We start from the raw sequence: 26,155 nt of genomic DNA, 5'->3' as shown, positions 1-26,155 counted from the left end.
AATGTGTACAACATTTTAACTGCGCTTACATGATAGAAATGAAAACAGCGATTAGCGTTTGGATAGACAGAAGAAAGGGGTACTTTCTATGAACGAAAAACAGCGGATGGAAGGCCAGCTGGCGGCTGCTGCCAATCTTTCGGACAAAAAATCCGAAAAGGACTACAGCCGATACTTTGAAACCGTATATGCGCCTCCTTCCTTGAAAGATGCAAAAAAACGCGGGAAAGAAGAGGTCCGCTATCATAAAGATTTCAATATTCCGGCTGAATTCCAAGGCATGGGGAATAACCGCAAATTCTATATCAGAACATTCGGCTGCCAGATGAACGAGCATGATACCGAAGTCATGGCCGGCATCTTCCTCAGTCTCGGCTATGAGCCGACTGATACTGTCGAGGATGCAAATGTCATTCTCCTGAACACTTGTGCAATCCGTGAAAATGCGGAAAACAAAGTATTCGGCGAGCTCGGCCATTTGAAGCACCTGAAGAAAGAACGCCCTGACCTGCTGCTCGGCGTATGCGGCTGCATGTCCCAGGAAGAATCTGTCGTGAATAAAATCCTCAAGACATATGACCAGGTGGATATGATCTTTGGCACGCATAATATCCACAGACTTCCGAACATTCTGCAGGAAGCTTATATGTCTAAAGAGATGGTCGTTGAAGTGTGGTCCAAAGAGGGAGATGTCATTGAAAATCTTCCTAAAGTCCGCAAAGGCAATATCAAGGCCTGGGTCAACATCATGTACGGCTGCGATAAATTCTGCACCTACTGCATTGTTCCTTACACAAGGGGCAAGGAGCGGAGCCGCCGTCCTGAAGAAATCATCCAGGAGGTGCGCCAGCTTGCCGCCCAGGGGTATCAGGAAATCACCCTTCTTGGCCAGAATGTCAATGCGTACGGCAAGGACTTTACAGACCTTCAGTACGGACTTGGCGATCTGATGGATGAAATCAGAAAGATTGATATTCCGAGAATCCGCTTCACTACAAGCCATCCGCGTGATTTTGATGATCATTTGATTGAAGTGCTTGCCAAAGGCGGCAACCTTCTTGAACATATCCACCTTCCAGTCCAGTCAGGCTCAACAGATGTCCTGAAAATCATGGCAAGGAAATATACACGCGAACAGTATTTGGAGCTGGTAAGGAAAATCAGGGCCGCCATTCCGAATGCCACTTTTACAACGGATATTATTGTCGGCTATCCGAATGAGACGGATGAGCAGTTTGAGGAAACTCTCTCCCTCTATAAGGAAGTCGGATACGAGTCTGCCTATACTTTCATCTACTCTCCGCGTGAAGGCACACCAGCGGCCAAGATGAAGGATAATGTGCCGATGGAGGTCAAGAAAGAGCGCCTTCAGCGCCTGAATGCCCTCGTTAATGAAATGTCGGCAGAAGCGATGAAGAAATATCACGGCCAGACTGTTGAAGTCCTGGTTGAAGGCGAAAGCAAAAACAATCCTGAAGTTCTGGCAGGGTATACAAGAAAGAATAAGCTTGTAAACTTTAAAGGGCCAAAGTCAGCGATTGGAAAGATTGTTTCTGTTAAAATTACAGATGCAAAAACATGGTCATTAAATGGAGAAATGGTTGAAGAGCTTCAACCAGCTGAGGTGAAATAATGGGAAAATATACTAAAGACGATATTATCGCACGTGCAAGGGAGCTTGCACAAATCATAGCAGAAACAGAAGAAGTGGACTTCTTCAAAAGAGCGGAAGCTCAGATCCACAGCAATGAAAAGGTCCGCACTGCGATCACCAGCATTAAAGGACTGCAGAAGCAGGCAGTCAATCTGCAGCATTTTGGCAAAGAAGAAGCTTTAAAAAAGACCGAAGCCAAAATCGAGGAGCTTGAGCGCCAGCTTGATGAGATTCCGGTTGTCCAGGAATTCAAGCAATCCCAGGTGGAAGTGAATGAGCTTCTTCAGCTTGTTGCGAACACCATCAGCAATAAAGTCACAGATGAAATCCTCGTTTCAACAGGAGGCAATATCCTGAGCGGTGAAACAGGAGCAGAACTGCAAAACAAAAACAGCTGCCAGCATTAATGCTCAGATCCCTGCATCCCTTTTGGGTGAAGGGGTCTTTTTTTTGCCTATTTTCATTCGAATGGCATCAGTCTCCCTAAGCCGGTGCTCCCCGGTCCGTTTCCATGGCACCAAACCATGGGTATCCGCATAGAATACCGTATATCGCACCCTACAAGAAGCTTTGCATGCACCCTTAAAATTGTAATCACACTAGTCTAATATCCCGCATAGGATGAATTGAAAATGAATGAGGAGGGTTCGCTCGCAATGGGAGAATACAGAGAGATAATTACAAAAGCCGTCGTAGCGAAGGGACGCAAATTCACCCAGTCCAATCATACGATATGCCCGGCACACCACCCGTCAAGCATCCTTGGCTGTTGGATCATCAACCACAAGTATGAGGCGAAAAAGGTCGGCAAGACAGTTGAAATCTGCGGCTATTATGACATTAACGTTTGGTATTCCTATAACGATAACACAAAGACGGAAGTCGTTACTGAACGGGTTGAATATAAAGATGTCATCAAACTTAAATACCGTGATCATGACTGCTTAGATGATCAGGATGTCATTGCCAAAGTACTGCAGCAGCCGAATTGTGTTGAAGCAGTCATTTCCCCGAACGGAAACAAAATCATCGTCCACGTGGAAAGGGAATTCCTTGTGGAAGTAATCGGCGAGACGAAAGTCTGTGTAGCTGTGTACCACGGCGAATGCGATTGCGATGATGACGAAGTATGGGGCCTCGATGTCGAGGATGAGGAATTTGAGGATTTGAATCCCCACTTCCTGGTCGGAACAGAAGAGGAATAATCGTAAACTAGGAAGGTTCCGCTTCCTAGTTTTCTTTTGTTTTCTCCGGAATCAGCCAGTCAAAAAGACGAAGGCGGCCTCCGTCCTTAGGCTGAATCTTCTGCATAGTGTTTCTCTTATAATGAATCTGAAGCAAGACTGGCAGACAAAGGAGAGATTTTTATGCAGATTTACCAGGTTAACCTGCAGTGCTTCCATCTGGAAGAGATGTGCGCCTTTTATACAGAAGTGCTTGAGATGGAGCTGATTCACCAGACTGAGAGATGGTTTTCCGTCAGGGCAGGAAGCACCAAGCTGTTTTTTGAAAAAGGGGAAACAGTCCCTTATTATCATCTTTGCTTCCGGACAGATGCAGCTTATTTTGAACATATTTTCAGCAGGCTTGGAGCAGAAAGCTGCCTGCTTGCCAACGAAGATGGCGAATACAGCATGTTTTGGGAGGGAAAGCAGGCCTATTTCACCGATCCGGACGGCAACATCCTTGAATGTCTTGAGCGGCCAGCATTGCGTTGCCAGGCAGTGGGCTGGCATGATGTCGGGGAAGTTGGTTTCCCTTCGGCTGACGTTGCCGGAATGCAGGCGAAGCTGCAGCCGATTCTTGCTGATAAGCAAGGGGCAGATAACAGTTCATTCGCGTTTTATGGTGATGATGCAGGTGTCCTTGTCCTTGTAAAAGAAGGGCGCTGCTGGTATCCCACAGACCGGAGAGCCGAGATCCATCCGATTACATTAATCGTCTCAGGCAGCAGGGATGCCTATTATATGGACGATGGCCTTCCGTACGAGATACAGGTCAGAGGGGAATGGCAGCAGCCAGTATCTGCCGTTCAAGTCAGGATTGCCAGGCCGACAAACCAGCTGGAAAAAATAAAGCATTTTTATGGAGAAGGCCTTGGCCTTATAGAGCTGGGGGGATTCCACCATGAAGGATATAAAGGGATTATGTACGGGCTTCCGGACAGGCAATATCATCTTGAATTCACCCAGACGGATGAAAAACAGGAACTCCCTGCACCTGCAAAAGACCATATGCTCGTCCTTTACATCCCTGACCTTCACAAACTCAAAGCGGCTGCTGCCCGGCTTTCAGCCTTGGGCTATCAGGAAGTCGAGCCGGAGAATCCCTACTGGGGAAGGGGCGGTATTACCATTGAAGATCCTGACGGCTGGAGGATTGTGCTGATGAATACAGCAGGGATTTGAGATAAGTTTATATTTTGCCAGAAAAAAAGTAATGCCAGATATCCCCTCTAACTCGTATTTCTGCCTGCTGTCATCATATCCCTCAGCAAACAACGGGAGCTTCGCTTATGCTATAATAGATAGCTGAAGAGAAATAATGAGAGATGTTGTTTGGAGGATATTATGGCAGCTTACACGCCGATGATACAGCAGTATTTACGAGTAAAAGCAGACTATCCTGATGCCTTTTTATTTTTCAGGCTCGGGGATTTCTATGAAATGTTTTTTGAAGATGCCATCAGGGCGTCCCAGGAGCTTGAGATTACCTTAACAGGCAAGAATGGCGGAGTGGAAGAGAAAATCCCGATGTGCGGGGTTCCCTACCACTCTGCCCAGCAATATATAGAGCAGCTGGTGGAAAGAGGCTATAAAGTAGCCATCTGCGAACAGACAGAGGACCCCCGCCAGGCCAAGGGCGTCGTGAAAAGGGAAGTGGTGCAGCTCGTCACGCCCGGTACCCTGATGGAAGGGCGCGGGCTCAATGAAAAGGAAAATAACTATATTGCATCCATTTCCGCATTTTCAGACGGGTCGTTTGGATTTGCCTGCAATGACCTTTCCACAGGAGAGAACAAAATCACCTTACTTGCCGGCCAGGAAGAAGTTCTGAATGAGCTCTCGATGTCAGGTGCAAAGGAAGTGGTTGTTTCCTCCGGCTTCGACCCGGAAATGGAGCGCAAATTCAGGGAGCGTTCTGTCGCGGCCGTGTCTTATGAACAGGACGCAGGCATATCAGAGATGAGCGCTCCCTTATTGGATGCCCTTAATCAGGACAAGCTCAGGGAGACAGCGGCAAGACTGCTGAATTATCTGTTCAGGACACAGAAACGGAGCCTTGACCACCTTCAGCCGTTTGCCACATACCAGGTGCACCAATTCATGAAGATTGACTATTTTTCCAAAAGGAATCTGGAGCTGACTGAAACAATCAGATCGAAAGGGAAAAAAGGTTCGCTTTTATGGCTTCTGGATGAAACAAAGACGGCAATGGGGGCAAGGATGCTGAAGCAGTGGATTGACCGTCCGCTGATCGATAAAGAGGCGATCGGGCGGCGCCATTCGCTTGTCCAGTCCCTTCTGGATGATTATTTTGCCAGGCAGGATCTGCGTGAAAAACTGAAAGAGGTTTATGATCTTGAGCGCCTTGCCGGACGTGTCGCATTCGGGAATGTTAATGCCCGCGATCTGATCCAGCTGAAAAGCTCGCTCCTCCAGGTGCCATTGCTGAAGGAGCTTGTGGGCGGCCTTCAGAATGAGGATGCGAAAGCGCTGGCGGAAAAGCTCGATGCATGTGAGGAAATCACGGATCTTCTTGAAAGCGCGATTGTTGATAATCCGCCGATTTCCGTGAAGGACGGGAATATGATCCGGGATGGCTACCATGATGAGCTGGATCAGTACCGCGACGCGAGCAGGAACGGCAAGACCTGGATTGCCCAGCTTGAGGCCCAGGAGCGGGAACGTACGGGCATCAAGTCTTTAAAAATTGGCTATAACCGGGTATTTGGCTATTATATTGAAGTTACGAAGGCTAATATCCATCTTCTTGAGGAAGGGCGGTATGACCGGAAGCAGACTTTGGCCAATGCCGAGCGGTATATCACCCCTGAGCTGAAGGAGAAGGAAACATTGATCCTTGAAGCGGAAGAGCGCATTACCGAGCTTGAGTATGAGCTGTTTTGCCATGTCCGCGACCATGTGAAGGAATACATCCCGAGGCTGCAGTCACTCGCTAGGACGGTCAGCGAGCTTGATGTGCTCCAGTGCTTTGCGCAGATCAGCGAGGACCGCCACTATGTCCGACCTGTTTTTTCCGGTAATCGGGAAATCAGCGTGAAGGAAGGGCGCCATCCTGTCGTGGAAAAAGTGATGGACAGCCAGGAATATGTCCCGAATGACTGTGTGATGGGTGACGGACGCGAACTGCTCCTGATCACAGGACCGAATATGTCCGGTAAGAGCACCTATATGCGCCAGGTTGCCCTGACTAGCATCCTTGCACAGATTGGCTGCTATGTTCCGGCTTCAGAGGCGGTGCTGCCGATTTTTGACCAGGTGTTCACGAGGATCGGGGCAGCGGATGATCTGATCTCCGGCCAGAGTACCTTTATGGTTGAAATGCTGGAAGCGAAGAATGCGATTGCCAATGCCACACAGAACAGCCTCATCCTTTTTGATGAAATCGGGCGCGGGACTTCCACCTATGATGGAATGGCGCTGGCCCAGGCGATCATTGAGTATATCCATTCACGGATCGGGGCAAAGACCCTGTTCTCGACCCATTATCATGAGCTGACCGTGCTTGCAGAAGAGCTCCCTGATCTGCAGAATATCCATGTCAGTGCCATTGAGCAAAATGGCAAGGTCGTGTTCCTTCATAAAATTAAAGAAGGAGCAGCAGACAAGAGCTATGGAATTCACGTCGCCCAGCTGGCAGAGCTGCCGGCAGAACTGATTGACCGGGCAAATGAAATACTGGAGAAGCTTGAAAAGAAAGAGGGAGAACCCGCTGAAAAGCCCGTCCGCGAAAAAGTAGCAGCAGGCATGCCTGAGCTCACTGCAGCTGACCCGGCCCCAGCTCCAGCTCCAGAAGTTCACGATGCCCAGCTGTCATTCTTTGATGGTCCGGCAGAGCCGAAGAAAGCAAGCTTGAGCCCGGCCGAAAAGAAAATCCTGGACAAGCTGGCCAAGATGGATATTCTTGAAATGACACCGCTTGATGCGATGAATACTTTATATGAACTGCAAAAAACGGCAAAAAGCACAAAGAAATAGTAAGAGGAGGTGTTGCTCGTGGGAAAGATAGTTCAGCTCGATGATGCCCTTTCCAATAAAATTGCCGCAGGTGAGGTGGTCGAACGGCCGGCATCTGTCGTAAAAGAGCTGGTGGAGAATTCCATTGATGCGGGAAGCACCATAATCGAAATTGATGCAGAAGAGGCGGGCCTCGCAAAAATCCGCATCATTGACAACGGGGAAGGCATTGAAGAAGACGATGTGATGACGGCCTTCCAGCGCCATGCCACAAGCAAGATCAAAGATGAAAATGATCTGTTCCGCATCCGGACACTCGGCTTCAGAGGGGAGGCGCTGCCCAGCATCGCCTCTGTCTCCAGGCTGGAGCTGAAGACCTCGACAGGAGATGCAGGCACAAGGATCCTGATTGAAGGCGGAAAGGTTGCAGAATTTGAAAAGTCCGCCAGCCGGAAAGGGACAGATATCACCATTTCCGATCTGTTTTATAATACACCGGCCCGGCTGAAATATATGAAGACGGTCCACACGGAGCTTGGCAATATTACCGACGTGGTCAACCGCCTCGCACTTGCCCATCCCGAGGTGTCCTTCCGCCTTGTCCATAATGGCCGGAAGCTCCTGCATACAGCCGGGAACGGAAATGTCCAGCAGGTGCTGGCTTCCATTTATGGCATGAATATTGTCAAGAAAATGATTCCCGTCGAAGCAAGCTCGCTCGATTTCCATGTTCATGGCTATATCGCGCTCCCGGAAATCACCCGCGCTTCGCGCAATTATATTTCAACAATGATCAACGGCCGGTTCATCAAGAATTATCCGCTGGTTAAAGCGATCCAGGAAGGATATCATACCCTGCTGCCGATCGGGCGTTATCCGATTGTGCTTTTGAATGTACAGATGGATCCGCTGCTTGTGGATGTCAATGTCCACCCTTCCAAAATGGAGGTCAGGCTGAGTAAGGAGCATGAACTGAATGAGCTTGTAGCCGGTACCATTAAAGAGGTCTTCAAGTCACAGGAACTGATTCCTGCCGGCTTTGCCCCGGCAAGGGCTGAAACACCGAAGTCTGAGCAGACCTTTTTTGAACTTGACCATCTTCCGGAAAAGGAGATGGAATATAAGGAACAGGCTCAGAACAGGCAGAATGACAGCAGGCAGGCCCCATCTGAATCCGGACAGCCAATGTTCATTAAAGAGGAAATAGCTGTCCGGCAACATGAGGAAGCACCGGCATTTAAGCCGCAGGATTTACTGCGGACTGACAGCATGGCATTTCCATTCAAGGCCGAACAGCCTGCGGAAAGCCAAGCCTTTTTGGAAGATGATGAAGAAGAGGTGATCGAGGGGACAGCAGAGCCGGAAGCTGCTGCCGTTCACAGGGTGCCGCCATTATATCCGATCGGCCAGATGCATGGCACCTATATTCTCGCCCAAAATGACCGCGGACTCTATATCATTGACCAGCATGCTGCCCAGGAGCGGATCAAGTACGAGTATTTCAGGGACAAAGTCGGCCAGGTGGAAAGCGAGCTGCAGGAAATGCTCGTTCCACTGACATTTGAGTACCCTGCAGATGAATATATTAAGATTAATGAGCATATTGCTGAGCTTGAAAAGGTCGGGATCTTCCTGGAACACTTCGGGCAGAACACATTCATTGTCAGGTCCCACCCCCAGTGGTTTCCTAAGGGAGAAGAGCAGCAGATCATAGAGGATATGATTGAACAAGTGCTTTCCATGAAAAAGGCCGATGTGAAAAAGCTGAGGGAAGAAGCAGCCATCATGATGAGCTGCAAAGCTTCTATCAAGGCCAACCACCATTTGCGCAATGATGAGATACAGGCTCTGCTTGATATGCTCCGCAAATCATCAGACCCGTTCACATGCCCGCACGGCCGTCCGATTATCATCCATTATTCTACCTATGAAATGGAAAAGATGTTTAAAAGAGTCATGTAGTTCTGTCATGTCTTACCTATATTTTAACAGTTTTATGAAATCCGGCAGAAAGCCCTTCCCACAGAGGAAGGGCTTTCTATATGATAGAAAAGGAGGCGAAATGAAATGAAAAGGTATTGGCTTGTGAGACTCAGGAAAAACAGGAATCTGACCCAGGCAGAAATTGCAGAGCTTATTCATATAGACAGAGCCTATTATTCACAAATTGAATCAGGCTTGAGAAATCCGAGCGAAGAAATCAGCCGATCGATCGGCAGGGTCCTCAACATTGATCCTTTGCTCCTTTTCTCAGATACCAATGCCTTTCAGGATGCATTTTTCCAGACCCAAAGCATCCTTGCCCACAGCGACCTCGACCTCCGCTATACATGGGTCTATAACCCGACCGGCATGGAGAAGGTCCAGCATTTTATCGGTGCCAGGGATGATGAGCTTAATTACACGATTGATGCAAAGAAAATACTCGATCTGAAACAGAAGGTCATCGATACTCAAAAGACCGTCTCCGTCTATGACAGCTGTTTCCACAACGGAGAATCTTATAATTATTGCTTCATCGGCTATCCTCTGGTCGATCAGTCAGGCGTATTGATAGGGGTAGGCACCATTGCCATGAGGATGGATAATATGGCAGTGGAAGAATGAACACGATATGCCCTTCTGGCAGGAAGGGCATATCGTGTTTAACGCCCGATTTCCAGTCTTATCTGCTTTCTGTTCTGCACTCTCTTTTGATAAGCTCCTTTTTCAACTCTTCAAATGTGCCGCTCAGATGGATAACCTGCGGTAAAAAATAGAAGGTGGAAGCTTCAGCCGGGTGTTCCTTCAAATCTCCCTCAGCGTATAGATACACCCGTTTTCCAAAGCCAAGGGCGAGCCCAAGCTCAATGTGGCTTCCTTTCCCTGCCGGAAGGAGAATGACAACAAAGCCAGCTTCCTTCACTGCTGCAAATTCAGCTTCCGCGATTGAGCGGAGCTCCTCCGCATCTTCAGCCCGGCTATTGCTGGTCCAGTCATAGGTTTGCCGAAAACCCTGCTCCTTTAAGATTGCCGCGAGCTCCCGAACCCGAGAAATATTGGAAAAACTTGAGCCGATGTAAAATTTCATCCTATCATCCTTTCAAGTAGTTATTCATAGTGTATAGTGTCAGAACAATTTGTCAATGAGAGCCAAAGTTGAAGGTTATAATAATAATATTATGTAAACAAAGATTCTGATTTCTGCCTGCATCCGTTTTACACACCTTCCAGTATAGTTTCGGCAGAAGGGAAATAAGGCAAGAACAGCGAAATAATGATTGAGAACTGGAAGGGGGAGGATATTGTATGCTGCTCGGCTTAAATCCTGATGAAGTGAGGCTGACAGACCATTCACCAGGCTGGAAAACAGAATTTCAAAAGGTGCGCAAAAATCTGCTAGAAAACACAAATATCCCTGACAGCCATATTGCACATATTGGCAGCACCGCTATCACAGGCATCCCAGCCAAACCCATCATTGATGTTATGGCAGCTGTTGAAGACCTGGCTGCTATTGATAAACAACTGATTGCCGGACTGAGAGCCGCAGGATTTCTTCAATTGAAAGTCAAACGGCCAGGGGAAATGGTTTTTGCCAGATTTGCGGATGAAGATTATAAAATCAAAACCCATTTCCTGCATCTTGTCGAATATGAAGGAGTTTTATGGAAGAATCTCCTTTTCTTCAGGGACTATTTAAACGATAACGAAGATGCAAGAAAAGAATATGTACAGCTGAAGCTTGATTATATTAAGAATACTTCCACAGGCATTAAAGCGTATACAGAGTACAAGGAAAGCTTTGTGAACAGGATTACAGAGCTGAGGGGAACAGAGGAAAAGTGATAGGTGGCCAAAACGGAAAAGCCATTAAACTGAAAAAAGAAGTCCGATGGATCTTTTTTGATGCGGGCGGTGTACTTTTTGATACACCTGTAAAACTGGGTGAAAGGGTTCAGGAGTTCCTGGTGAAGAAAGGATACAGTCTTTCAGAAATAGAGAAAAGCATTATAGCGGCTAAAGGGATACAGACACCCTTTGTGACGTCTTTTCAGGAAGAAGAGGACTTTTATAAAAGGTTTTATGGGACGATGGCAAGGGAGCTCGGTGATAAGGCACTAGGAGATGAATTGTTTTCTGAAACTCATTATGCAGCCCACTGTGAGCTTTACCCTGAGGTGATCCCTGTTTTGGAAGAGCTGAGCAGGAATTATGAACTGGCTGTCATCTCGAATGCGATGCCCAGTATGGACCAGGTGTTCAGCAGGCTGGGGATACGGCACTATTTTAAAACCATCATTCTCTCTGCTTTTGTACATACCGAAAAGCCGGATCCAGCTATCTATCAAAAAGCCCTTGACTGTATGAATGCTAAAGGTGAGGAAAGCGTCTTTATTGATGACAAGTTGATCAATATTGAAGGAGCCGGCAGGTCTGGGATAAAAGGTTTTCACCTGGACCGGAGCGGAATGGATCTAGCCGCTCTTCTGATGAAATATAACCTGCTGCAAAAAAATCTGTCCGGCTGAAGCCATGACTGGGGGATAAACAAACGGGCAAAGTTCCAGGAAGTCTGTCTTTTAAGGACTTTTTGCTCGTCTGCCAATCCAGTCGGAACAAGCTTTTACCACTATGCCTAAAACAAAAAGTGACAAGAACGAATAGGTATAATTCCATTTATACAAAATGTATAAACGATAATGCACAAACAATGGAATCATGATATACGAGACGAATAGAAAAATGGCCGCACTGGCAATCAGATAGTTTCTCCATTTGCGGAAGAATTGATAGCTTAAAGTGATCATAACCGGAATAACCGCAAAATCAACAGCATTGAAAGAGCGCAGGACGGTTATAAACTGATGCGGATAGGTCCACAGGCCATAAAAATAGCCTAATTCATCCACAATCCCGACAAGGATAAAACTTATAAGGAAAGCAAGGCTCATTTGCATCAGCCGGTAGCGGTCAATCAGAACCAATAACAGAAGTATGAATAATAGATTTAAGATAGTAATGAACCACCAGTGCGGACTGAATAAATCTTCAATCAGCCAGTATTCCAATTCCAGACGGCTGGCTCTTTCATTCAGGTCCTGGACCATCTTGAACATAATGGGTGCCTCCTATTATATTATCTAGTTGTTGATTATATCCAACGAGGCTTAAAATTATTCAGCAGTGGCTGTCCATAAAAAAACAGCCTATAAACGGCATGAAAGATCGTTTATAGGCTGTTTTTTTAAAAAGAAATACACTATCTCACTGCTGTCTGCAGCTTATCAATAAACTTAAGCGCCTTGCCTGTCCCGATTGCTACAGATTCAAGCGGGCTGGACGCGAGGTGGACGGGAACGACGATTTCCTGTGAAAGCCAGTCCTGCATGCCATTCAGCAGTGAGCCGCCTCCTGTAAGGATAACGCCGCGGTCCACTATATCGCCGCTCAGTTCTGCCGGGCTGTCTTCAAGAGTGGCCCGGATCGCTTCAAGGATATGAAGCAGGGATTCTTTCATTGCATCCCTGATCTCATATGAAGTAAGGCTAATGGTCTTCGGCAGTCCTGTTACCAGATCCCTGCCGCGGATATCCATTTTCATTTCCTCATGGTCGATGAGGGCATAGCCGATTTCCATTTTGACCAGTTCGGCTGTTCTTTCCCCGATCAGGACATTGTACTCTTTGCGTACATATTGGATAATATCGTCATCAAGCCTGTCTCCGCCTATGCGGACAGAATGGCAGGCTACCACTCCGCCAAATGAAATGATCGCCACTTCTGTCGATCCCCCGCCGATATCGACGATTACATTCGCGACTGGTTCATCGACCGGAAGCCCTGCCCCGATTGCTGCAGCTACAGGCTCTTCAATCAGGTGAACCTTCTTTGCTCCTGCATTCCGGACAGCATCATGGATGGCCCTTCTTTCAACGCTTGTTGAGCCTGATGGTGTGCAGACCACCACATTCGGCTTGCGGATGGCAAAGCCAAGCTTTTTCGATGCCTGTCTCATGACATGGCGAAGCAGCTCGGTCGTAATATCATAATCGGCAATTACTCCATCCTTCAAAGGACGGATGGCAACGATTTTGCCCGGCGTCTTGCCGATCATTTCCTTTGCTTCCGTGCCGACAGCAAGCACCTTCCTTGTATCTGTGTCAATGGCCACAACAGAAGGTTCGTTAAGGGCAATACCTTTATTTTTGCTGTACACCAGTATATTAGCAGTTCCTAAGTCAATTCCAATTTCAGAAGTTGAAATCATCCTATCACCTATTCTTTCATTATGATTGCCTAATAATCTTCTGTAACATTAGCACGAAAAAGGGGGTCTTCTGACGAATGTTATCGAATCGTTAAATAAATGTAATGAATGATGAAATTTTTATCATAAATGGTAAAATAAAAGGGAGGAATTGGCTGAATAAAGAAAAACCTTGCTGGCAATACTGCTTAGATATTCAACTGCACAGGCAAGTTATGGTAGGATATAGGAAAGCCAAAAGGATCAACAGCCCTTATGGCCCAGAGAATGAAAGATAAAGGCAGTGTGAATGGATTGGATACAAAGCAGAAATTGATCGTGCTGATCGGCCCGACAGCTGTCGGCAAAACCAGGCTCAGCATTGAATTGGCCAAAAGGTTTGATGCCGAAATCATCAGCGGCGACTCTATGCAGATCTATAAAGGCATGGATATAGGGACAGCCAAGATTACAGAGAACGAAATGGATGGGATCCCCCATCATTTGATTGATATTAAAGCGCCAAATGAACCTTTTTCAGCAGCTGAATTCCAGGAGCTCGTCAGAAAGGAAATCGCCTGCATCGCTTCCCGGGGGAAAATGCCTATGATTGTTGGGGGAACAGGCCTTTACATACAATCCGTCATTTATGACTATCAATTTTCCGAAGCCCCGTCAGATGATGCCTTCAGGGGTGAGCTGGAAAAGCGCCTTGAAGCAGAAGGGGCAGAGAGCCTATTCAAGGAACTTTGTGAAATCGATCCTGCCAGTGCCGAAAAAATGCACCCCAATAACACAAGAAGGGTGATCCGCGCGCTTGAGGTATACCATTGTACAGGAAAGACCATGTCCCAGTACCAGGAACAGCAGGTGCCTGAGCTGCTGTATGATACAAGCATCATCGGGCTATTCATGGACCGGGAAAAGCTGTATGATCGGATCAACAGCCGGGTTGATAAAATGATGGACGATGGCCTTCTGGAAGAAGTCGAAGCTCTTCACAGGCAGGGGCTAAAGGACTGCCAGTCAATCCAGGCAATCGGCTATAAGGAAGTCTATGAATACATAAACGGCCGCATCTCTTTAGAGGGCGCGGTCGAAAATCTGAAGCAAAATTCACGCAGATACGCAAAAAGGCAGCTGACCTGGTTTCGAAACAAGATGAATGTGGAATGGTTTGATATGACATATGTATCCGATCCAGGCTTGCTTGAAAAAAAAATCGCGGAAATTTCTGCGTATATTGAAGGAAAGCTTCAAATAAAATCGAATACATAATATTAGAGACAAAAGAGGAGGATTTATCATGAAACAATCCGTTAATATTCAAGACCAATTTCTTAACCAGCTTCGCAAGGACGGCACAGGGGTGACTGTATTCCTTTTGAACGGATTCCAATTGCGCGGGCAGATCAAAGGGTTTGATAACTTCACGGTGCTGTTTGAATCAGAAGGGAAGCAGCAGCTGGTCTATAAGCATGCCATTTCCACTTTTTCTCCGCAGCGCAACGTCCAGATCGATCTTGAAGGACAGCAATAGTCCATCCTATAAAGGAAAGTCCGCTTCTTCCGGGAAGCGGGCTTTTTATATTGAAGGCTAAGTTAAAGTTCAATTGTGATATTACTTATACTTGCTTATTACACTGACACACTCGATAGTTAAAATTCATCTAAGAGCCATTCCCCGCCCAGCTATAAAAGAGCGGACTTTCACGAGCCTGAATGAGGGAATCAGTGACAGGCTGAGGTGGAAATTAGCGGAGGAACTCCCCTTAACTTCGAAAAAACACTAAAAACAGCTCAAATAGACGGAGAAATTACAACTATCAACTCAGAAAACAGGAAAACGGACACCTTCGCTGCCCTTAACCGGAAATTCTCCGCTTATTTATACCTACTCTGGCCAAATTCAGCAGCTTAACAGTAGAATCTCCGTTTATTTTAAGGCTTGGCTGACACTCAATCAAGGATAGGACTTCCTAGTTTATCATTCCATTTAAACATTTATCACCAACAGAGTTTAACAAAGCGATATTGAAAGAACAATTTCCCTTTTCAGCAACTTTCTTTAATGATTTTGGAGGCTTGTGAATATATATAAAAATAACGGTTATTTCTCGGGAAACCGCAGGATATGACATCTGGAAGCTCCTGTATGGAGAAAAACCCGATATAATGTCGCTTCAGCAGTAAATATGGCTTTTTTTCTGCCTGAAAGATAGGCATTTGTCACAAGAGTCAGCTTCAGGGAGTATACTGGTGGGGAAATAGTGAGGTGAAAGCTTTGGACCAGCCGATACGCATGAAAAATAATGGCCAGATCAGCATTGTGCTCAATTCGCAGAAAAGGAAGCCATTCACAAAGGAAAGCCCGGACATCCAAGTTGTTCCAAGGGTATTGCCTCAGGAGCATGCAGCACTTAAAGAAATTGAGGAAGAGCTCGCGGCTCTTGTCGGCATGGAAGAAATGAAGCGGATGATAAAAGAAATTTATGCATGGATATATGTGAACAAGAAAAGGGAAGAAACAGGGCTGAAGGCAGGGAAACAGGCTCTGCATATGATGTTCAAGGGCAACCCGGGTACAGGGAAGACGACGGTCGCCAGGCTGATCGGCAAGCTATTCCTCAGGATGAATGTCCTTGCCAAAGGCCATCTGATCGAGGCGGAAAGAGCCGATCTTGTCGGTGAATATATCGGCCACACTGCACAAAAGACCCGTGACCTTATCAAGAAGGCAATCGGCGGCATTCTTTTCATAGATGAGGCCTATTCACTCGGCAGGGGAGGAGAGAAAGATTTTGGCAAAGAAGCGATAGATACGCTTGTCAAGCATATGGAGGACCGGCAGCACGAGTTCATCCTGATTCTTGCCGGCTACTCAAGGGAAATGGATTATTTCCTCACACTCAATCCCGGCCTTCATTCAAGATTTCCGCTTGTCATCGATTTTCCTGATTATACAATCGAGCAGCTGATGGAAATCGCGCAAAAGATGCTGGTGGAAAAAGAATATTCCCTGAGCCATGAAGCGGAGAAGAAGCTGAGGGAGCATCTTGTGTGGGCAAAATCGGATATCAGCACAACCGCTTTTTCCAATGGGCGCTATATCCGCAATATCCTTGAAAAATCGATCCGTGCACAGGCGATGAGGCTGCTGATGCAAAGCCATTTCGACCGGCATGAGCTGATGACGATCAGAAGCAATGATTTAATGTTTGAAGAAGATATGTAAGAAAAGCGCAAGGGCCTTGCTCACCCTTAAGGAACGCAGACTAAGAACGCCACGTCCTGTGGCAACGTCTGCATAACCCCCATCCTGGGGGCCTCAAGACGATCATCCCGGAAAGGCGTTCTTTGCCTTTTTGGGATGATTGGCTTGTGACCTCGAGGGGGTAGGCGCTGGAGCTAGACAGTAATCAAATTCGTAAAAGTTATATTTTCTTATCTTGTAAGAAAAAAAAGCAGGCTGCCGGGCCTGCTTTTCTTTTTCTATAGTATTTACTGCCTGGCTGCGCCAAGCCGCCTCGCCGGAAGCTTCCAGTGATAGGTGTATGACAGCACCCGGAGAAGGGTGATAGACACAAACAGGCTGTATAATGCAACGGCCGAGTCTGCCAGCCCGAGCCCGATGGCAAAGCCGCAGAGGATGGCCCAGACTGCGTAGATTTCCGATCTCAGCACCAGCGGCTTCCTCCCGGCAAGAAGGTCGCGGATGATGCCTCCGCCGCTTCCGGTCAGGACAGCAGCCACGATGACAGCGCTGAGCGGGTGGCCCATTTCCGATGCGTAAATCGCACCCTGGATCGCAAAGGCAGAAAGGCCGATTGCATCAAAGAAGTTCCCCCATTTTTGCCAGTGCCTTAACAGATTATTAGGGAACAGAAATACCGCTGTAATGGACAGCAGGGCAATCTGGAAGAACATCCCCTGCTCCCAAAGGGCTGAAACCGGCACCCCGATCAGAAGGTTGCGGATGGCGCCTCCGCCAAACGCTGTCACAATCCCGAGTATGTAAACCCCTAAAATATCATATTCTTCTTCCATGGCAATGATCGCGCCGCTTACTGCAAAAGCAATCGTGCCAATCATGCTCAATACTTCCCAAGTCATGGTGCATTTCTCCTCTGGTGAAGGCCGTAGCAGGCCAGCTTTTCATTTATATAAGGCAGGGCGTTATGCGTATTCCCCTGCATAAAATTCTATTCAAACCAAATATGATTTTAACATGCAAATATGATTTTTCAATCTTTATTTTCCAGCAGCGTAAAAGAATAAGAAACAGAGGGTTTTAAAGCGCTCAGGCTGGTGAAAATAGTAGGATGGAAAGCATATTTTTGGTATGATATTTGAAGGTCAGCTGTACGTGATTGTGTTTGAAGACTTATACAGAAAAGAGGGATTACTTGGAAAATAAAACGGAATTCGAAAGGGTTATTCTCGTAGGCTGCCAGACTGGCGAGGACGACAGGCATTTCCAGTATTCAATGGAAGAGCTTGCCTCATTGACAGAAACAGCCAACGGCAAGGTGCTCGCCGAGCTGTCCCAGAAAAGAGAAAGAATCCATCCTTCTACATATATAGGAAAAGGCAAGGTTGAAGAATTAAAGATGCTCGAGGAAGAGCTTGGAGCAGACTTGATCATCTTCAATGATGAGCTTTCACCAAGCCAGGTCAGGAATGTTTCCAATGAAGTGAACAGCAGGGTCATTGACCGGACTCAGCTGATCCTCGATATTTTCGCACAGCGGGCCAGGTCGAAGGAAGGGAAGCTGCAGGTTGAGCTTGCCCAGCTGCAGTATCTGCTCCCAAGGCTTGGCGGGCAGGGTATCCAGCTTTCCAGGCTTGGTGCGGGGATCGGGACAAGGGGGCCGGGGGAAACGAAGCTTGAATCCGACCGCCGCCATATCCGCAGGAAGATTGATGATATTAAGTCCCAGCTGTCTGTCATTGTGCAGCACAGGGACAGATACCGCGAGCGCCGCAAAAAAAATAAAGCGTTCCAGATTGCTCTTGTCGGCTACACAAATGCCGGGAAATCGACCCTGTTCAACCGGCTTGCCGAAGCTGAATCCTTTGAAGAGAACCAGCTCTTTGCGACGCTTGATCCGATGACAAGGAAGCTCATCCTCCCAAGCGGTTATCTGGCGCTTGCAACCGACACGGTCGGGTTCATTCAGGATCTGCCGACAACGCTTGTTGCAGCCTTCAGGTCGACGCTTGAGGAAGTGAGTGAAGCAGATCTGCTGCTACATGTCATCGATTCATCAAATCCGGATTATTTTCAGCATGAAAAGACTGTGAACAAGCTGCTCGAGGATCTTGATATCCAGCACATCCCGCAGCTGGCGGTTTATAATAAAAGTGACCAGGTGCATCCGGATTTCGTTCCATCGGCAAAGACCGAATCCGTTGTGATCAGCGCATTTGCGGATCAGGACCGCAGCATGCTGAAGCGAAAAATCGAGGAGCTTGTCCTGGGCATGATGAAGCCATACCAGGTAGAAATTCCGTCAACTGAAGGCAGATTGCTGTCGCAGCTGAAAAACGAAACCATATTGAGGGAGCTCTCATTCCAGGAAGAGACAGAGGTTTATCTCTGCAAAGGATATGCCCTTGAAGATCACCAGATCACTGGAGAATTAAATAAATATACAGTATAAAAAGGCCGGAGGGAATGAAACCTCCGGCTCTTGGATTGGAGAACAGCATGTTTCAGCATTTAGAATACGGAAGCCGGATTCAAGAACTGGCTTCACAGGCAGAAGAAAAAATTGCATCCGTTCATAAAAAGATTGACCAAAGAATCGAAGCCAACCAGTTCAGGGTGCTTGAAAGCTTTCAGCATTATAAGGTAAGCGATTCCCATTTCATTCCTTCGACCGGGTACGGCTATGATGATATCGGCCGGGATACACTCGAAGAAGTATATGCGAGGGTGTTCGGAGGGGAAGCAGGTCTTGTAAGGCCTCAGATCATCTCAGGAACACACGCCATCTCTACCGCTCTTTTCGGTATCCTCCGCCCAGGGGATGAACTGCTTTATATGACCGGTAAACCTTATGATACCCTTGAAGAAATCGTCGGCATCAGAGGCAAAGGGACAGGCTCTCTGAAGGAATTCGGCATAAGCTACAGCAGCGTTCCGCTCGGTGAAGATGGCTATGTGGATTTTGAAGCCGTCAGGAGCGCCATTAAGCCGAAAACGAAGATGATCGGAATACAGCGGTCTAAAGGCTATGCTGTCAGGCCTTCTTTTACAATTGCCCAGATCAAGGAAATGATTGAGTTTGTAAAAGGAATCAAGCCGGACGCGGTCGTCTTTGTGGACAATTGCTATGGGGAATTCATCGAGGAAATGGAGCCTTGCCATGTTGGCGCTGACCTGATGGCCGGATCCCTCATCAAGAATCCAGGCGGCGGCCTTGCCAAAACCGGCGGCTATATTGTCGGCAAAAAGGAATTGGTTGAGGCTTGCTCTTACAGAATGACATCGCCAGGGATCGGTGCGGAAGCGGGAGCCTCCCTATACAGTCTCCAGGAGATGTACCAGGGATTCTTCCTTGCTCCGCATGTTGCCGGCCAGGCACTGAAAGGGGCAGTATTCACTGCGGCACTGCTTGAAATGCTCGGAATGAATTCTTCGCCAAAATGGGATGCAGAGAGGACAGACCTGATTCAATCCGTCCAGTTCGATGACCGGGATAAAATGGTGGCATTCTGCCAGGCCATTCAATATGCATCTCCGATCAATTCCCATGTAACCCCTTATCCTGCTTATATGCCGGGCTATGAAGATGATGTGATCATGGCGGCAGGCACATTCATCCAGGGTGCGAGCATTGAGCTTACCGCCGATGGACCGACGCGTCCGCCGTATGTGGCCTATGTCCAGGGGGGGCTCACATACTCGCATGTAAAAATTGCCGTATGCACAGCGGTCAACCTTTTAGCAAAAAAGGGTTTAATACAACTTTAATAGGTGAATATATAAAAGGGCAGCAGAGGCTGTCCTTTTTAATTTTTGTCAGGGGGAAAATTTTTTGTGTTTTTAATGTTATAAAACCTTACATAAGGTTGACAACAAATCTGACATTACATATAATAAACACAAGAAATGATTGAAAAGGAGGAGAAATCGGATGAAAGGCAGTGAAATACGCCGTTCCATGCCGCTATTTCCAATTGGGACTGTAATGCAGCTGACTGAGCTGACGGCCAGGCAGATCCGCTATTACGAAGAGCACCAATTGATTTCTCCAGCACGAACTGACGGAAATAGACGGCTTTTTTCCTTAAATGATATTGATAAGCTCCTGGAGATCAAGGATTTGATCGATCAGGGAGTCAATATGGCGGGAATCAAGCAATTATTCGCCATGCAGGAACAAACATTATCAGCTGAAGTACAGCAGCAAGCAGAAAAAGTAAGGCGCGATTTGTCTGATGATGAATTGAGAAAGCTCCTGAGGCAGGAAATGATGCAGGCCGGCCGATTCAACCGGCATTCACTCCGCCAGGGAGATATGTCCCGCTTTTTCCATTAAATAAAATTGATGTGTCCTAAGGGAGGAAAAACTAATGGCTAACTACACTAAAGATGACATTAAACGTATTGCTGAAGAAGAAAACGTAAAATTTATCCGCCTTCAATTTACGGATATCCTCGGAACAATCAAAAACGTGGAAATCCCGATTTCCCAGCTTGAAAAAGCGCTGGACAACAAAATGATGTTCGACGGCTCTTCCATCGAAGGCTTCGTCCGCATTGAAGAATCAGATATGCTTCTGTATCCTGACCTCAGCACTTGGGTTGTATTCCCTTGGACAGCTGAAAAGGGCAAGGTTGCCCGCCTGATCTGCGATATCTACAACCCGGATATGACTCCATTTGATGGCGATCCGCGCAACAACCTGAGAAGAATCCTTGATGAGATGAAGGAATTAGGCTTCACAGACTTCAACCTCGGACCTGAGCCGGAATTCTTCCTGTTCAAGCTTGACCAGCAGGGCGAACCTACTCTTGAACTGAACGATAACGGAGGCTACTTCGACCTTGCGCCGACAGACCTTGGCGAAAACTGCCGACGCGACATCGTGCTCGAGCTTGAAGAAATGGGCTTTGAAATTGAAGCTTCCCACCACGAAGTGGCTCCAGGACAGCATGAAATCGACTTTAAATATGCTGATGCGCTGACTGCATGCGACCAGATCCAGACATTCAAGCTTGTTGTTAAAACAATCGCCCGCAAGCACGGCCTGCACGCAACATTCATGCCAAAGCCATTGTTCGGCGTAAACGGATCAGGGATGCACTGCAATATGTCCCTGTTCAATGAAGGCAAGAACTCATTCTATGATACTACTGGAAACCTTGAGCTAAGCGATACTGCCCGCCAGTTCATCGCCGGCATCATCAAGCACGCTCCGGCTTTCACAGCTGTAACGAACCCGACTGTCAACTCTTATAAGCGCCTTGTTCCCGGCTATGAAGCACCTTGCTATGTGGCATGGTCTGCAAGGAACCGTTCACCGCTTATCCGCATCCCGGCATCACGCGGCATGAGCACACGTGTTGAAGTCCGCAGCGTTGACCCGGCAGCCAACCCATACCTGGCTATGGCAGTGCTATTAAAAGCAGGGCTTGATGGAATCAAGAACAAACTGACTCCTCCTGCACCGGTAGACCGCAACATTTACGTGATGAACAAAGAAGAGCGCGTAGCAGAAGGCATTGAAGATCTTCCTGCAACACTAGCCCAGGCGCTTGACCAGCTGAAGAGCAATGAAATCATGGTTTCAGCCCTCGGGGAGCACATCTTCGAACACTTCATTGAAGCGAAGGAAATTGAGTGGGATATGTTCCGTACGCAAGTTCATCCTTGGGAGCGCGAGCAGTACCTGCAGATGTATTAATAGATTTGGCCCCTTGATACCATTGGTATTGAGGGGTTTTTTATTTCATGCATTCTCAAATGTTAGCCTCTGCCAGAAATATAGTTATCAGAAATGGCCGCCTGCTGGCGGCTTATTTATTTTGGCTTGAAAAGAAGATTGATATGAGATTTTTAGTGAAGTGGGGTATTGTACAAGCAGTTTTTGAATAGAAGCATACATCATATTGAGGTGATATTAATGGTAAAGATTTTTATTGATCCGGGTCATGGCGGTACAGATTCAGGAGCAGCAGGAAATAGTCTGCAAGAGAAAAACCTGACGCTTCAAATTGCCACAAGAATTAAAAATATATTGACATCAGAATATGACAATGTTTCCATCTTAATGAGCCGTACTGGTGATACCTTACCGACACTTGATGAACGGACAAGTAAAGCGAATGCCTGGGGGGCAGATTTTTTCCTGTCCATCCATGTCAACGCCGGAGGCGGGACAGGTTATGAGGACTACATTTATCCAGGTGCCGGTTCTCGAACTTCTACCTACCAGTCCACCATTCATGCAGAAGTTCTGAAGCTGGTCAATTTTACTGATCGGGGAAAGAAGAGCGGGAATTTTCATGTGCTCAGGGAATCGAATATGCCGGCACTTTTAACGGAGAATGGGTTCATTGATAATGTTAATGATGCAGCCAAGTTGAAGTCAGCTTCTTTCTTAGAGTCGATTGCCCGCGGCCATGTGAATGGAATCGTGAAGTGCTTTAATCTGCCTAAGAAAGCAACTGCAGTTTTTCACACAGTTGTTGCAGGCGATACGGTGTATGGATTAAGCAAGAGATACGGCAGCACAATAAATCAAATCAGACAATGGAATAATCTTGATGGCAGCTATACCATATATGTTGGCCAGCGCCTTAGAGTAAAATAATCTCTTGCGAAAAAAATTAGACAATACACAAAGTTATTGTTAAAAGTATATGCTAAATGATAATTAATAAAAGTCCAATTTCAACCCACCCATTTATGGTGGGTTCAATATTTCCTCTGAAAGATCATTAATGCTGTCTCTGCATGCAAAAAAACTCCTATAATATACGAGCAGCGAGTCTTGTCTTTTTCGCAGCAAATCAATCTTCTTTCACTGTCCAGCCATCTACACATATACCACTAACCCTTACTCCCCAAAATCTAAATATATATAAATGAAATAGAAAACTTGCAAATAAAGAGTATGATGTTTATGAATTAAACTGACTTTTTGAGATTGCTTGAGTGAACATTGTAAGGACATTTTCTGCCATCAAATTATAGTCCCATTTATTCAATGCCCATCGGATGGACTGTTCTCCAAACTCACGCCTTTTTTTTGCGTCATCCAGGAGAAAATGAAGCTGAATTTTCAAAGCCTCAATGTTATGAGCCCGAAAAATAAATCCGTTTATCTGATGCTGAACCATTTCGGGGAGACCAGTAGCATCACTTACGATAACTGGTAGCCCGGCTAACTGTGCTTCCATGACTGAATGAGGCTGGGTGTCCTGCAATCCTGGAAGGACAAAAATATCAGCACTTTTTAGATATGGGAAAACATTCTTGACGTTTCCAAAAAACTTTACTGAACTTGTAATCCCAAGGTTGCTGCACTGCTCTTCCAAATTAGTTTTTTCCTCGCCATCTCCCAAAATCCAGCACTCCCAATCTTGCCTTTCCTTAACCAGCATGCCAAGAGCTGATATGAGGGTGTTCACACCCTTTAAGGTTACAAGCCTGCCTGTGAATATAATGATTTTCTTTCCCCCAGTATCCAACTTTTCACTGGTTCCAAATGTTTCAAGAATGCTGCTTGTATCTACTCCGTAAGGGAATAAGACAACTTTTTCCTCCGGAACTTGTGAGCCGTTTACTATCAGCTCTCTCATCCATTGGGATTGGGAATGAATCATGTCACAGTAATAATACCCCAGCTTTTCAAGAGATTGAAAAAAATTATATACTTCAGTTTTTTGGAGAGTTTCATCTGAGGCATTTGGGAATTTACTCTTAAGATAAAATAAAATTTCACCTAGCAAATATCCATGTGCGCTCATTACCATAGGGACTTTAGAGGGTTTAATTCTTCCTATTACTCCCGCTGACATGACATCCTGAGCATAAATTACATCATAGTCTTCCAGACCATAATATCTAGCAGCATTATAAAGAGAGTACCGATACACCTCTGTTTGAAATATAAAGCTATCCGGATTGTAATCTGGATATGCTTTTAAAATTTCGCTAGAAGAAAAGGCACTCTGTTCAGTAAGCTCTTCAATCCTGTCATGAATTCTGTAATTATACGTTTTGAGATTCATGCTAAGGATAGACACCTCATGGTTAAGTGAGCGTAATCGATTAACCAGCTTGGACACGTACGTCCAAATGCCTCCTACTGAGGGTTGAGGATAATAGGATACAATCAATATTTTCATAATTGATCACTGTTCATATTTTTATAATGCTTCATATTGTTTATCTCCCTTTTTAACTTAGCTAAAAGTTATTGGTAATTTGGCAGAAAAAATTGGAGCACATTACCTTATTTTAGAGTATGTACTTAATCTTTTTAGGTGCTGGGTATCAGCCAAATCCCTAAAGGTCATTGTAAATAGGTGGTTAAATCAAATGCTGTAATTCGAAAAAATATAACTTAAAAATAGGTTTTTGATTTATAGTCTTAACCCAATCCGCCTTATTGGGACTTGCATAGAATAAAATTAGAAAGGTGGTGAAAAATATGGGGATATTTTTAGACGGTCGCACTAGTCAAAATGCTAGTCTTGCCAATTCATCAGCAGTTCCTATTCTTGTAGGAACTGAATCATTGTTTGGAGGTGTTGGTCTTCAAGTTGGACAACAACCACCTGGCATTATCAGGGTTAATTTCAACGGTACTATAGCCGTTCAGTTACCACTGCTCCCTGTTTTAACATCAGTTACAATTGAAGTTGTAAGGGGTACTGAAGAAACTGGTCTAACAACTGTTTATAGTGCTGAACAGCAGTTGAGTTTAGAAATTTTAGGCCCTCAAGTCATTAGCTTCAATGGAGCAGATTTTAATCCGCCTAAGCCAGCAAATGGACAACTAGTCTATCGCGCCTACATTACTGCATCGGCAGTCGGAACAGTAAGAGTCGGTCCTGAAAGCTTTAATGCTTATGCAACGGCTGGATAAATAATCTAACTAAGCTATTATTAACGCTTGGTGCGATTTATTACTCTAAAGTGTCGACTTTTCACTATATATGGAAAAAGAGGACAGTTTCAAATTCTGTCCCCTTTTTTTATTCTTTAACAGATATAAATCAAATTTTAGTCGAGGAAGGCTTTCACGCACACTTGCTGTTTAGGATAATGAATATAACTGTTAGAAGCATAAACTTTTTGCACTGCTATAAAACACTTAACATTCCCATTGTGATGTTTATATTCCTTCGGATTGATCCTTACTTTGGCTGTGCCTCGATGACCGTCGTTCCGAGTAATGAGTTATCCACATACGTGTTTATTTTCCAACGTCCTTCCCTGACAGGGGTAATATTTGCTATAAATTTTAGTGCATTTTCCGAATAGGGCATGCTTTGTTTTTCATCGCTGGACAAATCAACCAACTTGGTGTCTGCTAGGTATATTTCTTCGTTTTTATCCTTCTCGCTGATTCCCTTAATTGTAACTTTCTCATGAAGCAATTCTTTTTTTTCTTCTGGTTTCATCCATAAATACCAAGTGTGTTTTCCTTGGGTATCTACCCTGATTACATCCGGAGAAAGGGCATATTTCCCTCCATATAAATTCAAAGACTTCCCTTCCAGTTCTATAGCTGTGCGAGCTGTAGGCGACCAGGTTTTCAGTTCTTCTATAGAATTGTGGCTTACGGCAGGAAGTTCTTTTATTTCATTTTCATTAGAACATCCTGAACTTATCAATAGTGTGAAGAGTACATAAGCTGATATTTTCTTCAAAAGTCTATCTCCCAACTGTATAATATATACAATTATAACGTGATATTTTAAGAGCAGGAATAACAAGACGGTTGGGAAAATTTTAAGCACATGGTTTATAAGTGATTGCACCTTCTAATATGAGAGCGAATTTACGCCGTAAAGGCAGGCAAAAAGTTGATAAGGGGGTTATATGC

Annotated in this window: 25 protein-coding genes; 19 read left to right on the top strand and 6 right to left on the bottom strand. The window is 45.9% G+C overall.

Translation table 11 applies throughout. From position 1 onward, the window contains the following. The first annotated feature begins 88 nt into the window (after positions 1 to 88). The 7 genes from miaB (at position 89) to RBB45_RS10915 (ending at position 9,462) form a co-directional block, all read left to right on the top strand. Positions 89 to 1,633 (top strand): tRNA (N6-isopentenyl adenosine(37)-C2)-methylthiotransferase MiaB, encoded by a 1,545-nt coding sequence (gene miaB, locus RBB45_RS10945; RefSeq protein WP_306009580.1) that lies wholly within the window; start codon positions 89 to 91, stop codon positions 1,631 to 1,633. After that, positions 1,633 to 2,061: a YlbF/YmcA family competence regulator gene (locus RBB45_RS10940; protein ID WP_009791516.1), complete on the top strand. Its 429-nt coding sequence runs from the start codon at positions 1,633 to 1,635 to the stop codon at positions 2,059 to 2,061. Before miaB ends, RBB45_RS10940 begins: the two co-directional genes overlap by 1 nt. A 249-nt stretch (positions 2,062 to 2,310) precedes the next feature. Beyond that, entirely contained in the window at positions 2,311 to 2,859 is a 549-nt protein-coding gene (locus RBB45_RS10935; RefSeq protein WP_009791515.1) for an outer spore coat protein CotE, read from the top strand. Positions 2,860 to 3,021: 162 nt separating this feature from the next. Then, entirely contained in the window at positions 3,022 to 4,062 is a 1,041-nt protein-coding gene (locus tag RBB45_RS26290; RefSeq protein ID WP_371931570.1) for a VOC family protein, read from the top strand. A gap of 162 nt (positions 4,063 to 4,224) precedes the next feature. Further along, positions 4,225 to 6,876: a DNA mismatch repair protein MutS gene (gene mutS / locus RBB45_RS10925; protein ID WP_187445448.1), complete on the top strand. Its 2,652-nt coding sequence runs from the start codon at positions 4,225 to 4,227 to the stop codon at positions 6,874 to 6,876. 18 nt (positions 6,877 to 6,894) lie between these two features. Then, positions 6,895 to 8,817 carry a DNA mismatch repair endonuclease MutL gene (gene mutL, locus RBB45_RS10920; RefSeq protein WP_306009579.1) on the top strand — a complete coding sequence of 641 codons (1,923 nt, stop codon included), beginning with the start codon at positions 6,895 to 6,897 and terminating at the stop codon, positions 8,815 to 8,817. 105 nt (positions 8,818 to 8,922) lie between these two features. Continuing rightward, positions 8,923 to 9,462: a helix-turn-helix domain-containing protein gene (locus RBB45_RS10915; RefSeq protein ID WP_101547521.1), complete on the top strand. Its 540-nt coding sequence runs from the start codon at positions 8,923 to 8,925 to the stop codon at positions 9,460 to 9,462. Positions 9,463 to 9,520: 58 nt separating this feature from the next. Here RBB45_RS10915 and RBB45_RS10910 read toward each other — a convergent pair whose 3' ends face one another. Next, positions 9,521 to 9,925 carry a nucleoside 2-deoxyribosyltransferase gene (locus tag RBB45_RS10910; protein WP_094767410.1) on the bottom strand — a complete coding sequence of 135 codons (405 nt, stop codon included), beginning with the start codon at positions 9,923 to 9,925 and terminating at the stop codon, positions 9,521 to 9,523. A gap of 218 nt (positions 9,926 to 10,143) precedes the next feature. On the opposite strand from RBB45_RS10910, the gene RBB45_RS10905 reads away from it, so the two are divergent. Beyond that, positions 10,144 to 10,683: a GrpB family protein gene (locus RBB45_RS10905; protein WP_306009578.1), complete on the top strand. Its 540-nt coding sequence runs from the start codon at positions 10,144 to 10,146 to the stop codon at positions 10,681 to 10,683. After that, entirely contained in the window at positions 10,680 to 11,366 is a 687-nt protein-coding gene (locus tag RBB45_RS10900; RefSeq protein WP_094767408.1) for an HAD family hydrolase, read from the top strand. The genes RBB45_RS10905 and RBB45_RS10900 overlap by 4 nt, the downstream gene beginning before the upstream one ends. A gap of 51 nt (positions 11,367 to 11,417) precedes the next feature. On the opposite strand, the gene RBB45_RS10895 is transcribed toward RBB45_RS10900, so the two are convergent. Continuing rightward, positions 11,418 to 11,954 (bottom strand): CBO0543 family protein, encoded by a 537-nt coding sequence (locus RBB45_RS10895; RefSeq protein ID WP_009791506.1) that lies wholly within the window; start codon positions 11,952 to 11,954, stop codon positions 11,418 to 11,420. Between the two features lie 143 nt (positions 11,955 to 12,097). Next, a complete protein-coding gene (mreBH, locus tag RBB45_RS10890; protein WP_009791505.1) occupies positions 12,098 to 13,105 on the bottom strand; it encodes a rod-share determining protein MreBH in 1,008 nt (335 codons plus the stop codon). Between the two features lie 255 nt (positions 13,106 to 13,360). On the opposite strand from mreBH, the gene miaA reads away from it, so the two are divergent. The 3 genes from miaA (at position 13,361) to spoVK (ending at position 16,319) form a co-directional block, all read left to right on the top strand. Beyond that, complete coding sequence (miaA, locus tag RBB45_RS10885) at positions 13,361 to 14,362, top strand: tRNA (adenosine(37)-N6)-dimethylallyltransferase MiaA (RefSeq protein WP_306009577.1); 1,002 nt, start codon at positions 13,361 to 13,363, stop codon at positions 14,360 to 14,362. Between the two features lie 28 nt (positions 14,363 to 14,390). After that, on the top strand, positions 14,391 to 14,624 hold the full coding sequence (gene hfq, locus RBB45_RS10880) for an RNA chaperone Hfq (RefSeq protein WP_022543740.1): 234 nt from the start codon (positions 14,391 to 14,393) through the stop codon (positions 14,622 to 14,624). A gap of 744 nt (positions 14,625 to 15,368) precedes the next feature. Beyond that, complete coding sequence (gene spoVK / locus RBB45_RS10875) at positions 15,369 to 16,319, top strand: stage V sporulation protein K (RefSeq protein WP_094767522.1); 951 nt, start codon at positions 15,369 to 15,371, stop codon at positions 16,317 to 16,319. 266 nt (positions 16,320 to 16,585) lie between these two features. Here the strand turns inward: spoVK and RBB45_RS10870 are convergent, their stop codons facing one another. Continuing rightward, positions 16,586 to 17,197, bottom strand: a complete 612-nt coding sequence (locus tag RBB45_RS10870) for a trimeric intracellular cation channel family protein (protein ID WP_094767406.1) — start codon at positions 17,195 to 17,197, stop codon at positions 16,586 to 16,588. 293 nt (positions 17,198 to 17,490) lie between these two features. On the opposite strand from RBB45_RS10870, the gene hflX reads away from it, so the two are divergent. The 6 genes from hflX to RBB45_RS10840 all read left to right on the top strand — a co-directional run bounded on the left by hflX (position 17,491) and on the right by RBB45_RS10840 (position 22,909). After that, positions 17,491 to 18,747 carry a GTPase HflX gene (hflX, locus tag RBB45_RS10865; protein WP_129611744.1) on the top strand — a complete coding sequence of 419 codons (1,257 nt, stop codon included), beginning with the start codon at positions 17,491 to 17,493 and terminating at the stop codon, positions 18,745 to 18,747. Between the two features lie 47 nt (positions 18,748 to 18,794). Continuing rightward, positions 18,795 to 20,063 carry a methionine gamma-lyase family protein gene (locus RBB45_RS10860; protein WP_306009576.1) on the top strand — a complete coding sequence of 423 codons (1,269 nt, stop codon included), beginning with the start codon at positions 18,795 to 18,797 and terminating at the stop codon, positions 20,061 to 20,063. A 163-nt stretch (positions 20,064 to 20,226) separates the two neighbouring features. Beyond that, positions 20,227 to 20,631: a MerR family transcriptional regulator gene (locus RBB45_RS10855; RefSeq protein WP_009791586.1), complete on the top strand. Its 405-nt coding sequence runs from the start codon at positions 20,227 to 20,229 to the stop codon at positions 20,629 to 20,631. A gap of 34 nt (positions 20,632 to 20,665) precedes the next feature. Beyond that, a complete protein-coding gene (glnA, locus tag RBB45_RS10850; protein ID WP_009791587.1) occupies positions 20,666 to 22,000 on the top strand; it encodes a type I glutamate--ammonia ligase in 1,335 nt (444 codons plus the stop codon). A gap of 47 nt (positions 22,001 to 22,047) precedes the next feature. Further along, positions 22,048 to 22,191 carry a hypothetical protein gene (locus tag RBB45_RS10845; protein WP_170939414.1) on the top strand — a complete coding sequence of 48 codons (144 nt, stop codon included), beginning with the start codon at positions 22,048 to 22,050 and terminating at the stop codon, positions 22,189 to 22,191. A 28-nt stretch (positions 22,192 to 22,219) separates the two neighbouring features. Continuing rightward, the gene (locus RBB45_RS10840) at positions 22,220 to 22,909 is read left to right on the top strand and encodes an N-acetylmuramoyl-L-alanine amidase (RefSeq protein WP_094767401.1); all 690 of its coding nucleotides are present in this window, start codon (positions 22,220 to 22,222) and stop codon (positions 22,907 to 22,909) included. A 310-nt stretch (positions 22,910 to 23,219) separates the two neighbouring features. Here the strand turns inward: RBB45_RS10840 and RBB45_RS10835 are convergent, their stop codons facing one another. After that, a complete protein-coding gene (locus RBB45_RS10835) occupies positions 23,220 to 24,449 on the bottom strand; it encodes a glycosyltransferase family 4 protein (RefSeq protein ID WP_094767400.1) in 1,230 nt (409 codons plus the stop codon). A gap of 305 nt (positions 24,450 to 24,754) precedes the next feature. Here RBB45_RS10835 and RBB45_RS10830 point away from each other — a divergent pair, with 305 nt between their 5' ends. Continuing rightward, the gene (locus tag RBB45_RS10830; RefSeq protein ID WP_009791591.1) at positions 24,755 to 25,192 is read left to right on the top strand and encodes a hypothetical protein; all 438 of its coding nucleotides are present in this window, start codon (positions 24,755 to 24,757) and stop codon (positions 25,190 to 25,192) included. A gap of 271 nt (positions 25,193 to 25,463) precedes the next feature. Here the strand turns inward: RBB45_RS10830 and RBB45_RS10825 are convergent, their stop codons facing one another. Continuing rightward, positions 25,464 to 25,979, bottom strand: coding sequence for a hypothetical protein (locus tag RBB45_RS10825; protein ID WP_306009575.1), 516 nt, complete (start codon positions 25,977 to 25,979; stop codon positions 25,464 to 25,466). Positions 25,980 to 26,155: the final 176 nt, after the last annotated feature.

This window comes from Bacillus sp. MMSF_3328 (genome assembly GCF_030733525.1).
Lineage (GTDB): Bacteria > Bacillota > Bacilli > Bacillales > Cytobacillaceae > Bacillus_AB > Bacillus_AB infantis.
The sequence above is the reverse complement of the archived record's forward strand: the minus strand, read 5'-3'. Positions and strand labels throughout refer to the sequence as shown.